The sequence below is a fragment of the Streptomyces sp. NPDC127068 genome, assembly GCF_042724695.1.
Classification (GTDB): domain Bacteria; phylum Actinomycetota; class Actinomycetes; order Streptomycetales; family Streptomycetaceae; genus Streptomyces.
Genome location: NZ_JBHXEN010000026.1, coordinates 55,854 through 69,571 on the forward strand (window position 1 = coordinate 55,854; position 13,718 = coordinate 69,571).

Sequence of the window (13,718 nt, forward strand, 5' to 3'; positions counted from 1 at the left end):
GGCACCACCGTGGCAGAGATCTTCGAGTCGGCAGGCATCGCCCTGCTCTACGGCCTCGTCGGCTTCGTGGTGATGGCGGTGGGCTTCATCGCCCTCGACCTCGTCACCCCCGGCAAGCTGTTCCACGTGGTGTGGACCGAACGCAACCGCGGGGCGGCCGTCCTCCTCGCCGGCCAGACGATCGCCATCGGCCTGGTCATCGAACAGTCGATCCGGGCCAGCGAATCCGAACAGGGCCTCGGGCACGGACTGGCCAGCACCCTGCTCTACGGGCTCGCCGGGGTCGCCGTCATGACGCTCATCTCCCTCGTCGTGGGTCTGCTGACCCCGGGCCGCCTGGGCGCCGTCGTCCTGGAGGACACCGGCGACCGCCCGCACCCCGCGGCCTGGGTCCAGGCCGCGATGTACCTGGGTACGGCCTTCATGGTCGGCGCGGCCGTCTCCTGACCACCCCATGAGTACCGACACAGCCCCCCGGACGTCCCAGCCCGCGCCCCCCGCGCACGGGCCCCCGTCACGGGGGGCACGGTTCCTGCTGCTGCTCGCGGTGTTCATCTGCGCTGCCTGCGGCCTGACCTACGAACTGGCGCTCACCGCGCTCGGCAGCTACCTCATCGGCAACTCCGTGATGCAGACCTCCGTGGTCCTGTCCGTCATGGTCTTCGCCATGGGCGTCGGTTCGCTGGCCGCCAAACCGCTCCAGAAACGAGCGGTCGGCGGCTTCGCACTGATCGAGGGCACCCTTGCCCTCGTCGGCGGCCTGTCGGTGCTCATCCTGTACGTGTCGTTCGCCTGGCTGCGCATCTACATGCCCGCCATGGTGGTGGTGTCGTTCGCGGTCGGACTGCTCATCGGCGCCGAGATCCCGCTGCTGATGACGCTCCTGCAACGGATCAAACGGCAGGAGGCGGGCAGCGCCGTCGCCGACATGTTCGCGGTCGACTACATCGGCGCCCTGGTCGGCGGACTGGCCTTCCCGTTCCTGCTCCTGCCGGCCTTCGGGCAACTCCAGGGCGCGCTGGTCGTGGGCGCCGTCAATGCGACCGCCGGTGTCGCCGTCGTGCTGTGGATCTTCCGCCACGAGATGCGCCGCCTCGTGCGGATCGGTCTGCTCGCAGGCATGACGGCCGTCCTCGGCGTGCTCGGCACGGTGTACGTGCTGGCCGACGAGATCGAGGTCAGCGCCCGGCAACAGCTCTACCGCGACCCGATCATCCACGCGGAGACCACGCCCTACCAGGACATCGTGATCACCCGCTCCCGGGCGTTCACCGGGTCCCCGGACACCCGCCTGTACCTCAACGGCGACCTCCAGTTCTCCTCCGTGGACGAGTACCGCTACCACGAGGCGCTCGTCCACCCCGCCCTGTCGAAGAAGCGCGCGTCGGTGCTGATCCTCGGCGGCGGTGACGCGCTCGCCCTGCGGGAGGTCCTGCGCTACGACGACGTCGAGGACGTGACGCTCGTCGACCTCGATCCGGCGATGACCCGGCTGGCCCGCACCTTCCCGCCGCTCGCCGAACTGAACGACGGAGCCTTCGACGACCCGCGGGTCACGGCCGTGCACGCCGACGCCTTCAACTGGCTGCGGGACGCCACCCGACGCTACGACGCCGTCCTCATCGACTTCCCCGACCCGGACACCGCCGCACTGGCCAAGCTCTACAGCGTGGAGTTCTACCACCTGCTCGGCAAGGTCCTGCACCCGGACAGTCAGGTGCTCGTCCAGGGCGGCTCCCCGTTCTTCGCCCCCAAGACCTACTGGTCGATCGCCGAAACGCTCGCCGAGGCCGGCTACACCACCACGCCCTTCCAGGTCGACGTGCCCAGCTTCGGCAACTGGGGCTTCCTCCTCGCCACCGCGGACACCGACACCCCACCGCCGCTGCGCCTGGCCGCGGACGCCCCGGGGCTGAGGTTCCTGGACGGCTCCGTGCTCCGTGCCTCCGCCGTCTTCCCGGTCGACCGCCGTCGCCAGGAGGTGCGGGCGAGCACACTGATGGACCCCGCGGTCCTGGAGTACACCCGCCACGAGTGGCGGAACTACTAGTTCCTCCCGCCCCGTTCGCCGTGGCCGCCACCGGTGATGACGGGACGGGGTTCCGGTCGTACTAGCCTGTCCGTCATGGAGCTGCGGCAGTTGGAGTACTTCGTCGCGGTGGCGGAGGAAGCGAGTTTCACCAAGGCGGCCGCACGGCTGTACGTGGCGCAGTCGGGGGTCAGCGCACAGGTGCGGCGACTGGAGCGGGAGCTGGGCCACGAGCTCCTGGACCGCTCGGGGCGGACCGTGCGCCTGACCGAGGTGGGCGCGGCGGTCCTCGCCCACGCCCGTACGGTACTGGGCGGGGTGGCCGCCGTGCGGCTCGTCTCCGACGAGTTCGCGGCGCTGGTGCGGGGACGTGTCTCGGTGGGGACGGTGCGCTCGTGCCCGGGGCTCGGCACGCCCGGCGTGCTGGCGGACTTCCACCAGGCCCATCCCGCCGTGGAGATCACCCTGCTGGAGGACGACTCCGACTCCCTGCTGGAGGGCCTCCACACCGGGCGGCTCGACGTGGCGGTCGTGGCCCTGACCGCCACCACCCCACCGGACGTGGAACTGGACGTCTTCGTGGACGAACCGCTCGTCATCGCGGTCCGCCCCGACGATCCGTTGGCCGGCCGGCGCACGGTCGCGATCGACGCCCTGCGCGACCGGCCCCTGATCAGCCTGCCCAGGGGCACCGGCATACGCGCATGTCTGGACGAGGCGTGCGGCGCCGCGGGATTCGAGCCCCGCATCGCCCTGGAGACGGGTGATCCCGGGGTGCTGGCCCAACTCGCCGCGCGTGGCCTCGGACCCGCGGTACTGCCCGAGTCCTTGGCCGCCGAACACGTCGGAGCACTCGAAACGATCGGCTTCGACCCCCCGGGACTGCGGGGACGCATGGCGATCGCCTGGCGCACGGGCGGGCCGATCGGCCCCGCGGCCAAGGCGTTCCTCCGCCATGCCCGGCTGACCTGGGCGGACTCCGCCCCCAGCAGTGGGCGCGCCGACGACTGACCGTCCCCCTTCGTCCAGCAGGATCGCTTCTGGCAGCGAGCAGGACCAGCTCTTGGACTTCTGATCACCTTCCCGCCGAGGATGGTCGAGGCAGCGGAGCCCGGGTCCAACGGCTCCTGGACGGTACGAGGACGAGGACAGTAGACGATGCCCACCGACAGCATTCCGCATCCCTTCTCCGACCTGGCGGACGACGTCCGCGGCAATGTGCTCCTCCCCGGTGCGCACGGGTACGACGAAGAACTGCGCGGATTCCAGGCCGGGTTCAGCCACCACCCCGCGGTCATCGTCTGTGCGCTCGGCGCCGACGACGTACAGGCCGCCGTACGGTTCGCCGCCGCACGGGGGATGGCGGTGGCGGTGCAGTCGACCGGGCACGGACTCACGGTGGTCGACCGCGGCGGCCTGCTCCTGAAGACCGACCGGATGACGGAGGTCACCGTCGATCCGGAGACCCGGCGCGCGCGGATCGACGCCGGAGCGCGCTGGCACCACGTCGTCGATCGGGCCGAACCGTACGGACTGGCCCCGCCCAGCGGCTCAGCCGGACACGTCGGTGTCGTGGGCTACACCCTCGCCGGAGGCATGGGCCTGCTGGCCCGTGAGTTCGGCTACGCGGCCGACCACGTGCGCGCGCTCGACGTCGTCACCGCCGACGGCGAACTGCGCGAGGTCACGGCCGCCAAGCAGCCCGACCTGTTCTGGGCGCTCCGCGGCGGGCGCGACAACTTCGGCATCGTCACCAGCCTGGAAATCGACCTCCAATCGGTCTCCCGTGTCTACGGGGGTGGGGTGTTCTTCGACTCCGAGCACGCCGTGGCGGTGATGTCCTTCTTCCGTGAGTGGACGTCCCGAGTCCCGGACAGCATGACCGCTTCCCTGGGCATGATCGGCTACCCGCCGATGCCCTCCCTGCCCGAGGTCCTGCGCGGTCGGCACGTGCTGCACGTACGGTTCACCACGACCGACCTGACCGGTGGTCCGGATCTGGTACGCCCCTGGTTGGACGTCGCTCCCGTGCTCCTCGAACACCTCGGTGAGCTGCCCTACCGGGAAACGGGTTCCATCTACCGGGAACCGGACTTCAGCCACCCCTACGACGGCAACAGCGTGCTGCTGAGCGAGCTGGACCCGGCCGTCCTCGAAGCGGTCCGTCAACTGGCGGGCGCGGACGCCCCCGTGGGGTGCATCGTGGACCTCCGTCACCTGGGCGGAGCCCTGGCGCGTCAACCCGAGACGCCGAGCGCCCTGAGCTTCCGGGACGCCGCGTACGTCCTGCGGATCCTGTCCGTACCGGACGGGCAGAACCTCGCGGACGTACGTGCCGTGCACCAACTCCTCGACGACGCGGTCCGGCCCTGGACGCTGGGCCGCTCGCTCAACTTCGTCTACGGAGAGCGGGCCGCGGACGAGTTCCGGTCCGAGTTCTACGAGAAGCCGGTTCTCGACCGTCTCGCCGCACTGAAGGCCGTCTACGATCCCGCCAACGTCTTCCGCCGCAACCAGAACATCGAGCCGGCGGTGTGACCCGCCGGTCCGTGCGACGGGCCTCCCGCTGGATCGAGCCGGTTCCGCCACCGGTGGGCGGCTCGACGCAGATCAGACCGACTGCACCAGTCGGATGTACCGTGACCAGTCCCAGAGCGGCCCCGGGTCGGTGTGGTCTGCTCCCGGCACCTCGTTGTGGCCGATGACGTGCTTTCTGTCCCGCGGGATGCCGTACTTCGCGCAGAGGGTTGCGGTGAGCACGGCGGAACTCTCGTAGAGGGCGTCGGTGAAGTACTCCGGCTGGTCGACCCAGCCCTCGTGCTCGATGCCGATGCTCCGTGTGTTGTAGGTCCAGTTCCCCGCGTGCCAGCCGATGTCGCGTTCGCGGACGCACTGCGCGACGTGCCCGTCCTCGGAGCGCACCACGTAGTGGGCGGACACCTTCTTCGCGGGGTTCTGGAAGATCGTCAGCGTGTCCAGCCAGGTCTCCTGGGTCACATGGACGACGACCCGATCGATGGCGTAGCTGCTGGGGCGGCTCGACGCGGTGTAGTTGGAGGTACTCGCGGGCGCCGGCTGCGCCGTCGGGTAGTCGATTGCCTGGGGACGCGCGAAGGCACGGGACGAGGGGAGCAGGGTCGTGGGGATCGCCGCGAGGGCGGCTCGGTTCAGTAGGCGGCGTCGGCTCGGCTCACCCGGGGGCCGTTGCATGACTCTCCTGTCTCTGCGGTTGCGGTGAGCATGGATGGGGAGCGGGGACGGGCGGTGCGTGGGCGACGGCCCACGTGTGACCACCCTGAGGGCAGCGGCCGAGCCCCTGACGGTGCGTCAGCCCCGTACGCGGCGACGGGAATGCGGTGCACGGCGGGGGGCACCGAGCCGGATGCCTTCGGGTCAGTGGATCGAACGGTCGGAGCGGGGGAGGGTGGCGGCTATCTCCCGCAGTCTGGTGTGCAGACCCCGGTGAGTCTCCCGCACCGGCAGCCACTCCTTGCGGATCTTCGCGACGCAGGTGTAGTTGGTGTCGCAGACGTTCGCCACGGGCGACTCGACCGTCTGGGTGAGGAACTGGTACGCGTCGAGTTCACTGAATCCGTAGTCCCGCACCAGCCACTGCACCAGGTCGAGTTGGGAGATGCGGAAGGCGTCCTCCAGCGGCCGGGCCGAGCCGGTCGAGATCAGGTGCGAATCCGATTCGAGGCGCGGCCAGGGAGTGGACACCCCCTTGAGCAGTTCCACGATGACCACCGTGTTCATGGCGCACTCGACGGCGACCCCACAGGTCTCGCCCTCCCCCTGTCGGGCGTGCCCGTCGCCGAGGCTCAGCAGCGCACCTTCGACGTTGACCCCGAGGTAGCAGGTGACGCCCGCGCGCATCTCCGGGGTGTCCATGTTCCCACCGTGCGCGCCCGGAGCCAGGGCCGAGCGCACCTCCAGATGGGCGGGTGCGACCCCGACGGTGCCGTGCATGGGGTCCATCGGCAGGGCGATCGCGATGTCGCTGTCCTTGGCCCGGAACTGTGCGGTCCGCCGGGCCCGGTCGAGCTCCCAGATCCAGACGGTCTCCGGCAACGGCGCCTGCAACGAGGCCGTCGAGGACGTGGAGGTGAGCGCTCCGAACAGGGGCACCGTCGTCGATGCCGCCCAGTCCCTGGCGGGGTCGATCGACACGAAGTGCACCGCCACCGTGTCGCCGGGCTCGGCACCCTCCACGTAGAAGGGACCGGTCTGCGGATTGAGGTAGGGGAACTCGCACACCTGGGAGACGAGGTCCTTGTCCGAGCGCACCCGGCCGCCGAAACAGTCCTCGGTGAAGAGGTCCAGTACCGTTCCGGGGGTGATGCGCGCGAACGGCGCGGCGCCACCGAACGTCCAGGCGTAGTCGCCCGGCTCGGGACGGACCGTGATCATCCGGGGGTCGCTCATCGCGGCGGTGCTCCTCTTGCTCTGCGAGGGCCGAAGGGGCTGCCTCGTGTGCTGCAAAGGTACGACTCCCGAAGATCGGAGCGGAAGCCCCGACGGGACATCTGTGAGCGTTGATGAAAATGTGGATAACTCCGGCACTCTAAAGAGTGAATGAGGCGGCCCACGCCTCGCGCCTCACACCGACGCCTCGGTGTCCAGGAGGGCTCGGCGCGGGGCGTCACTCGGTACCGAGCGCCGCCGCGAGGGCCGTCGCGGGGTCCTTCGCCGCGCTTCCGGCAGGCACCCAGTGACCGCCTTCCTCCCGGAACGGCCACCACCGGCCGTATCCGTCGACCCGGAGCTGCGCGCGTCCGTCCGCAGTGGTCCAGCGGCTGCCCTCGTTCCGCAGCGCGGGGCGCTCGTCCTCCTCCCACGCGGAGTCCACCGTCGCCGCCGCCCGAGCACGTGCCTCGGGCGTGAGCGTGTGCTCCCGCTCCCAAGCGGTCACCGCCTCGGCGCCGCCATAGCTCCAGGCACGCACCGCCAGTGCCAGTTGTTCGTCGGTGCGACCGGAAGCCGTCGCCAGGCGGTCCAGCGCCTCCCTGCCCGGCTCACCCGCAGCCAGTCGCACGGCGTCCTGTTCCAGGGTCGTGGTCGGGACCGGCCGATCCGCGTGGTGGGGTGACAGCGCCTCAGCGAGCAGCCGGTGTGCCTCACGGGCCGTCTGGAGCGCGAGGAACTCCAGGGCTTCCGGCCGGACGGCCGGCGCGGGGCTCGTCTCGACGTCCAGGGCGGGCGGCGACCCCGGGGCGGCGGGCAGGCCGGGCGGCTCGGGCAGCGGAGGCAGGACGAAGCCCGCCGCGAACGCCTCGACGGCGTCCACGCCCACCGCGGCGTCCGTGTCTTCCCCCGGGTCCTCGGCCGCTGCGCGCAGGACGCTCCGCACCTGCAACTCGTCCAACACCCTGCGCTCCCCGCGCCCGCGGAGGAGCAACAAGACGAAGGGGTCCTCGTCCAGGATCCGCCCCATCTGGTACGACAGCGCGGCCGTGTGAGCACATTGGTCCCACGCGCCGCAGTCGCACTCCGGCTCCAGATCGCCGATGCCCGGCAGGAGCTCCACCCCCGCCGTCGCCGCGTCCTCGACCAGGTGAGGTGGCATGTCACGGTCGAGCAGGGCGGCGATGTGCGCGGCCCGGTCCACCGTCATGTCCAGCAGCCGGTCCCACTCGTCGTCCCGGAGCTCCTGGATCAGCACGTCCGACCGGTGGGCGGTGCCGTCGCGATCCCGCACCACGCCGATGATCCTGCCCGGGCGCACGGTCACCGCGCCCACGGCACCAGCGCGCGCGAGTGCCCGCCCGGCCTTCAACTGCCCCAGGTCCAGGGCAGTGTCCTCCAGGGCCCGCAGCCACGCCTGGCCCCACCAGGTCAGGGCGAAGCCCCTGCCCCGGGTGGGGGGAAGCGTGGCGAACGTCCGCTCCTCCCCGTCCGCCGGGGAGACCCCGTCCTCGCTCGCGCGCATACCGTCCGCCTCCTCGTCCTCGTGCTGACTGCCCGTCCCGTACGCCCCGTCGAAGCCCCCGGCGGAACTCAATGCGGACCTCCCCGCAAGGTCACCAGATCCGCCAGCGCGGCGTCGGAGAGTTCGGTCAGGGACGATTCGCCGCCGCTGAGGACCGACTCCGCCAACTCGTGCTTGCGCACCAGCATCCGCGCGATCCGGTCCTCGATCGTGCCCTCGGCGATCAGCCGGTGCACCTGTACGGGCCGGGTCTGCCCGATGCGGTACGCGCGGTCCGTGGCCTGCGCCTCCACGGCGGGGTTCCACCACCGGTCGTAGTGCACGACGTGCTCCGCGCGCGTCAGGTTGAGGCCGGTACCGGCAGCCTTCAAGGACAACAGGAACACCGGCACCGCGCCCTCCTGGAACCGGGCGACCATGGCCTCGCGCTCCGCCACCGGGGTGCCTCCGTGCAGGAACTGGGTGGCCACCCCACGCGCCGCGAGATGCCGCTCCAGGAGCCGCGCCATCTGCACGTACTGGGTGAACACCAGAACGCCCGCACCCTCCGCCACGATCGAGGAGAGCAGCTCGTCCAGCAGCTCCAGCTTGCCGGAGCGCCCCTCGATGCGGGGCTCGTCCTCCTTGAGGAACTGGGCGGGGTGGTTGCAGATCTGCTTCAGCCCGGTCAGCAGCTTCACGATCATCCCCCGACGGGCCATGCCCTCGGCGCTGGCGATCTCCGCGAGTGCCTCGCGCACCACTGCCTCGTACAGTCCCGTTTGTTCCGGGGTGAGGGACACCGCACGGTCGGTCTCCGTCTTCGGCGGGAGCTCCGGGGCGATGCCCGGGTCGGACTTGCGCCGGCGCAGCAGGAAGGGCCGCACCAGCGCCCCGAGCCGTTCGGCTGCCTGCGGGTCGACACCGGACTCCACCGCACGGGCGTAGCGGCTGCGGAACGTGGCCAGCGGACCGAGCAGACCGGGAGTCGTCCAGTCGAGGATCGCCCACAGTTCGGAGAGGTTGTTCTCGACCGGGGTGCCGGTGAGTGCCACCCGCGCGCCCGCGCCGATGGTGCGCAGTTCCCCGGCGGTCGCCGAGTACGGGTTCTTCACGTGTTGTGCCTCGTCGGCGACGAGCAGCCCCCAGGAAATGCTGCCGAGCCGCGCTGCGTCGAGGCGCATGGTCCCGTAGGTGGTGAGCACGAACTCGCCGTTCGCGAGCGAGTCCAACGAGCGCTGGGCGCCGTGGTACCTGCGCACGGGGGTGCCGGGTGCGAACTTCTCGATCTCGCGCTGCCAGTTGCCCATCAGGGACGTCGGGCAGACCACGAGCGTGGGGGCCGCGGACTCCGCTTCCCGCTGGCGGTGCAGGTGCAGCGCGATCACGGTGATCGTCTTGCCCAGCCCCATGTCATCGGCGAGGCAGGCCCCCAACCCCAGTGAGGTCATGTGGGCCAGCCAGGTGAGCCCCCGCAGCTGGTAGTCACGCAAGCGGGCCGCGAGCGCCTCGGGCGGGTCCACAGGGGTCATCCCCTCCGGATCGGACAGCCGTTCACGCAGACCCTTGAGCCAGCCCGTGGCCTCCACCCGCACGGTCTGCCCGTCGACCTCCGTGGCACCCGTCAGAACGGCGCTGAGCGCGTCCACCGGGGACACCTTGCGGTCCTGCCGTGCCCGAGCACGACCGGCCTCGACGGGGTCGACGAGGACCCACTGGTCACGGAGCCGCACCACCGGGCGCTTCGCCTCGGCGAGTTGGTCCAGTTCCGCTCTGCTCAACGGACGGTCGCCCAGGGCGAAGCGCCAGTCGAACGCGAGCAGGGCATCGGCGGACAGGAAGGACGGGGCGCCGGACTCGCCGTGCCCCCGGCCCGTGGCGTCCACCGGCGGACCGATCACGGCACGCGTGGTGAGTCGGTGCGCCAGCTCCCGCGGCCAGTGCACCTCCACCCCGACGAGAGAGAGGTCACGCGCCCCGGCGCCGAGCAGGTCGATGACCTCCTCGTCCATGAGTTCGACGGCGTCCGGCACGCTCGCCGACAGGAGCGGAGCGAGGGGAGTCCAGGCACGCGTGGCCCGGCGCAGTGCCAGCAGCACGTCCATCCGGGCCTGCGGGCCGAGGACCGCGGATCCGCTGGTGGCCGACCAGATGTCGGCCGCGTCCACGACCGCGGTGGGGTCGCTGGCGCTGTGCGCCTGGAGCACGGCACGGAACGAGACGGGAGCCGTGTCGGGGTCGGTGGGCGTCAGTCCGGGGACCTCCACCCTCAGGGAGATGCGGACCCCCGCGTCATGTCCTGCCGCCACGTCCGCGGCCCAGTTCCGAAGCTCGGGCAACCGGTGGCGTTCGGGAGCCGCGAAGGGCGCCGCACCGGCGGCGAACACGGCAGCGGGGGAGCGGGGGAGTGCGTCGGCCACCGCACCGAGGAAGGCCCACAGGTGCTCCTCGGGCTCGGGCAGGTGCAGTGCCCCGCCCGTGTGCACCGGCAGGGCATGGGCGGCCGGCGGCATCGAGGCGGCCAACTCCCGCACCCGCTCGGCGTCCTGGGCGCCGAGCGGGCCGAACCGCCATGCGTCGTGATCGTCCGCGTCCAGGCCGGGCAGCAGGAGGCCCCGGGCCGCGAAGTGGAGGGCCAACAGGATCGCGCTGCCCCAGAAGGCCGTGGTGGGGTGTGCGGTGTCCAGGGCGCGGGCGCGGGTGAGGAACGGCAGTGCCGCGGGGACGGGGAGCAGGCACGCGGGTACGTCGACCGTGGCGACACCGCCCTCGTGGGGTACCACGACGGTCAGGTCCCCGATCCGTCCCGGGTGCGTGTCCGGCAGCGGGTCCCCCGAAGGGCACCAGAAGGCGACCCGCTGCGCTCCAGGAAGGTCGGAGGGGACGAACACCGCGGTCAGGCGAGCGAGACCGGAGGTCACGTCCCCCGATGTCGAGGGGATGCTCTGCACTGCTAAGGCACACTCCTCAAATTTGATTAGAGGGCAAGCGGCCCATTGTAGATCACCAAACGACAATGCGCTCGAATGTCAATAGTGGTATGCGTCACGTAGTGGGTGGGGGTGTGGTCAACCCCCCTACGGTCGGAGGGAACTCCCCCCGGAGCGGACGGGTGCTGGCCGCATGGTTCCCCGGAGGGGGTGAACCGTACGTTTCACCAGGTCAACCCTTCGTAGACCGGAGAATCCCATGCCCGAGGCCGCTGCACCCGTCGTGGAACCGCAGTCGGGCGCACCCGACCGGAAATCCGAACCCAGCGAGTTCACCCCCTTGCTCCGTGACGTCCGGGCACAGGGACTGCTCGACCGCCGCACGGGGTGGTACACGGTGGCCATCGTGGTCAACGCGCTCCTGTTCGGTGCCGTCGTCGCCGGCGTGATCGTCACGGGGGACTCCTGGTGGAGCCTCGCGTTCGCGCCCGCACTGGCGCTCGCGTCCGCCCGCACGGCCTTCATCGGCCACGATGCGGGCCATGCCCAGATATCCTCCGACAAGCGCATCGGTCGGGCCATCGGCCTCGTGCACGGCAACCTCATGTTGGGCATGAGCTACGCATGGTGGAACGACAAGCACAACCGGCATCACGCCAACCCGAACCACATCGACAAGGACCCCGACGTGGTCGCGGACGTCCTGGTCTTCACCCGCCACCAAGCGAGGCTGCGCGTGGGGTTCCGGCGTTGGCTCACCCGCCACCAGGCCTGGCTCTTCTTTCCGCTGACCCTCCTCGAAGGGCTGGCCCTCAAGGTGTCCGGCTTCCGGGACCTGCGGCGGCAGAACACCCGGGAGCGTCGGGTCGAGGGGGCGCTGCTCATCGGGCACGTCGCCGGATACGCAGCGCTCCTGTTCGGCGCCATGCCGCCGGGCAAGGCCCTGGCCTTCGCCGCTGTCCACCAGGCGTTGTTCGGCCTGCACCTGGGCATGGCGTTCGCCCCCAACCACAAGGGGATGGAGATGCCCGACCCCGAGGGCGAGCGTTGGGGCCACCTGCGCCGACAGGTGCTGACCTCCCGCAACGTCCGGGGCGGCCCGCTCACCGACTGGTTCCTCGGCGGACTGAACTACCAGATCGAGCACCACCTCTTCCCCAGCATGCCCCGCCCGCACCTGAAGCTCGCCCAGCCCCTCGTCAGGGAGCACTGCCAGCGGGTGGGCATCCCCTACGTGGAGACCGGGCTCCTCGCGTCCTACCGCCAGGCCCTGCGCCACATGCACGACGTGGGCGAGCCCCTCAGGGTCGGATGAGGGTTGCGCCTCAGGGGTGGCTCAGGGTCGGGGGACGGAACTGCACGGACGATCAGGTCGTTCTGTTCTGTAGGAATCGACGGGCGCTGTGAAGAAGGAGGCGACACGGATGTCGAAGCGAGCGAAGATCGCAGCCGGTGGTGTGGCGGTCGGACTCATCCTGTGGATCTGGCTGCCGTTCTGGGCGGTCCTCCTGATCGTCCTGGGAGTTCCCGCCGCCGCGTACCTGGCGCTGGATCCCTCTCAGCGACGCAGGCTGCGACGGGTGAGTCGCAAGGAGCTGGGGCGCTGAGCCGCCGAGGGGGACCGCGACGTCCGGCCCCGTGCCCCGGGGCCGTGGCACGTTCGGGGACCTCGCCCGGTCGTGGCCCGCTGAGCGGTCGCTCGCCCCGGGGCGAGAAGACCTCGGGGGTCAGCCCGGTCTCCCGGCCGGGACCGGCGGCGCGGCCGGACACGAGCGGCTGACGGGGCGCACACCGCCTGGCGTGCGCCCCGGGATCAGCTAGTCCGCCACGCCCTCGTAGCCGATCACCTTCTCGATGTGCAATCGGACCAGGAGTTCTCCGGGCACGCCGTTCCGGGCAGCGAACTCCTCCGCACGATCCGCGCCCATGTAGCGACCACCGATGCGCCCGGCCCAGTGGCGCACCTCGTCCAGGTCCTCCGACAGGCTGGCGCGACCCTGGATGATGACGAAGGCGAACGGAGGCCGGTCGTCGTCCACACACAGCGCGACACGCTTCTCGTTGGCCAGGTTTCGCCCCTTGACAGTCTCCTTCCCCGTGTTGAAGACCAGTTCGTCGCCGTCCAGGACGAACCAGATCGGTGCGATGTGCGGGCTTCCGTCAGCCCGAACCGTTGAAAGCTTCCCGGTGCGCGTGCCCTGCGAAACGAAGGCCCTCCACCGCTCGTCGGTCATCTTCTGTGCCATGTGGCCATCCTGCTTGCCCAGGGGCCAAGGGTGGGGAAGGCTTGCGGAAAGGAGTCTCCGGTCGGCGGGTGGGAAGGCCGGGAGCATGGGGAGCGGGGAGAGCGTGACGATGGGCCAGAAGACGGGACTGAGTTGGCTGCTGGACGACCTGATCGACCGGGTCGAACACGTCAGACACGTGCTGGTCCTTTCCAGCGACGGGCTGGTCACCGGTGCCAGCACCGCGCTACCTCGTGAGGACGCCGAACACCTCGCCGCGGTGGCATCCGGTCTGCACAGCCTGGCCAAGGGTTCGGGCCGGCACTTCGGGGCCGGTCGGGTGCGCCAGACGATGATCGAGTTCGACGGAGCGGTGATGTTCGTGACGGCCGCGGGGGAAGGCAGTTGCCTCTGCGTACTGAGCACGGCCGAGGTCGACATCGGTCAGGTCGCCTATGAAATGACGCTGCTCGTGAACCGCGTCGGGGAGCACCTCGGGGTGGGCGCCCGGTATCCGGAGCGCACGTCGATAGTCGACGGATGAGCGCGCAGCTTCGCGAAGACCCCCTCTGACCTGCGAAGAGTCAACTTCCAGCGAAGTTATCCACAGGCCCAGCGGGATGAGG

The 13,718-nt window shown here is 70.6% G+C and carries 12 protein-coding genes; 7 read left to right on the plus strand and 5 right to left on the minus strand.

Going from position 1 to position 13,718, the window contains the following annotated elements:
* Nucleotides 1–9 precede the first annotated feature (9 nt).
* The 4 genes from ACFWIA_RS18215 to ACFWIA_RS18230 all read left to right on the plus strand — a co-directional run bounded on the left by ACFWIA_RS18215 (nucleotide 10) and on the right by ACFWIA_RS18230 (nucleotide 4,567).
* Entirely contained in the window at nucleotides 10–447 is a 438-nt protein-coding gene (locus ACFWIA_RS18215) for a DUF350 domain-containing protein (RefSeq protein WP_387005930.1), read from the plus strand.
* A gap of 7 nt (nucleotides 448–454) precedes the next feature.
* Nucleotides 455–2,050: a polyamine aminopropyltransferase gene (locus ACFWIA_RS18220; protein ID WP_387005932.1), complete on the plus strand. Its 1,596-nt coding sequence runs from the start codon at nucleotides 455–457 to the stop codon at nucleotides 2,048–2,050.
* A gap of 75 nt (nucleotides 2,051–2,125) precedes the next feature.
* Nucleotides 2,126–3,040, plus strand: a complete 915-nt coding sequence (locus tag ACFWIA_RS18225) for a LysR family transcriptional regulator (protein ID WP_387005935.1) — start codon at nucleotides 2,126–2,128, stop codon at nucleotides 3,038–3,040.
* Nucleotides 3,041–3,187: 147 nt separating this feature from the next.
* Nucleotides 3,188–4,567 carry an FAD-binding oxidoreductase gene (locus ACFWIA_RS18230; protein ID WP_387005938.1) on the plus strand — a complete coding sequence of 460 codons (1,380 nt, stop codon included), beginning with the start codon at nucleotides 3,188–3,190 and terminating at the stop codon, nucleotides 4,565–4,567.
* A gap of 72 nt (nucleotides 4,568–4,639) precedes the next feature.
* On the opposite strand, the gene ACFWIA_RS18235 is transcribed toward ACFWIA_RS18230, so the two are convergent.
* The 4 genes from ACFWIA_RS18235 to ACFWIA_RS18250 form a co-directional block, all read right to left on the minus strand.
* Nucleotides 4,640–5,239, minus strand: a complete 600-nt coding sequence (locus ACFWIA_RS18235; RefSeq protein WP_387005940.1) for an N-acetylmuramoyl-L-alanine amidase — start codon at nucleotides 5,237–5,239, stop codon at nucleotides 4,640–4,642.
* Nucleotides 5,240–5,422: 183 nt separating this feature from the next.
* Complete coding sequence (locus ACFWIA_RS18240; RefSeq protein WP_387005943.1) at nucleotides 5,423–6,454, minus strand: acetamidase/formamidase family protein; 1,032 nt, start codon at nucleotides 6,452–6,454, stop codon at nucleotides 5,423–5,425.
* Between the two features lie 217 nt (nucleotides 6,455–6,671).
* A complete protein-coding gene (locus ACFWIA_RS18245; protein ID WP_387006061.1) occupies nucleotides 6,672–7,958 on the minus strand; it encodes an SWF or SNF family helicase in 1,287 nt (428 codons plus the stop codon).
* A 68-nt stretch (nucleotides 7,959–8,026) separates the two neighbouring features.
* The gene (locus ACFWIA_RS18250; protein ID WP_387005946.1) at nucleotides 8,027–10,888 is read right to left on the minus strand and encodes an SNF2-related protein; all 2,862 of its coding nucleotides are present in this window, start codon (nucleotides 10,886–10,888) and stop codon (nucleotides 8,027–8,029) included.
* A gap of 238 nt (nucleotides 10,889–11,126) precedes the next feature.
* On the opposite strand from ACFWIA_RS18250, the gene ACFWIA_RS18255 reads away from it, so the two are divergent.
* Both ACFWIA_RS18255 and ACFWIA_RS18260 read left to right on the plus strand, forming a co-directional pair.
* A complete protein-coding gene (locus ACFWIA_RS18255) occupies nucleotides 11,127–12,182 on the plus strand; it encodes a fatty acid desaturase family protein (RefSeq protein ID WP_387005949.1) in 1,056 nt (351 codons plus the stop codon).
* Between the two features lie 109 nt (nucleotides 12,183–12,291).
* A complete protein-coding gene (locus ACFWIA_RS18260) occupies nucleotides 12,292–12,474 on the plus strand; it encodes a hypothetical protein (protein ID WP_385493734.1) in 183 nt (60 codons plus the stop codon).
* A gap of 210 nt (nucleotides 12,475–12,684) precedes the next feature.
* Here ACFWIA_RS18260 and ACFWIA_RS18265 read toward each other — a convergent pair whose 3' ends face one another.
* Complete coding sequence (locus ACFWIA_RS18265; RefSeq protein WP_387005952.1) at nucleotides 12,685–13,113, minus strand: PPOX class F420-dependent oxidoreductase; 429 nt, start codon at nucleotides 13,111–13,113, stop codon at nucleotides 12,685–12,687.
* 109 nt (nucleotides 13,114–13,222) lie between these two features.
* Here ACFWIA_RS18265 and ACFWIA_RS18270 point away from each other — a divergent pair, with 109 nt between their 5' ends.
* Complete coding sequence (locus ACFWIA_RS18270) at nucleotides 13,223–13,636, plus strand: roadblock/LC7 domain-containing protein (RefSeq protein WP_387005955.1); 414 nt, start codon at nucleotides 13,223–13,225, stop codon at nucleotides 13,634–13,636.
* Nucleotides 13,637–13,718 lie beyond the last annotated feature (82 nt).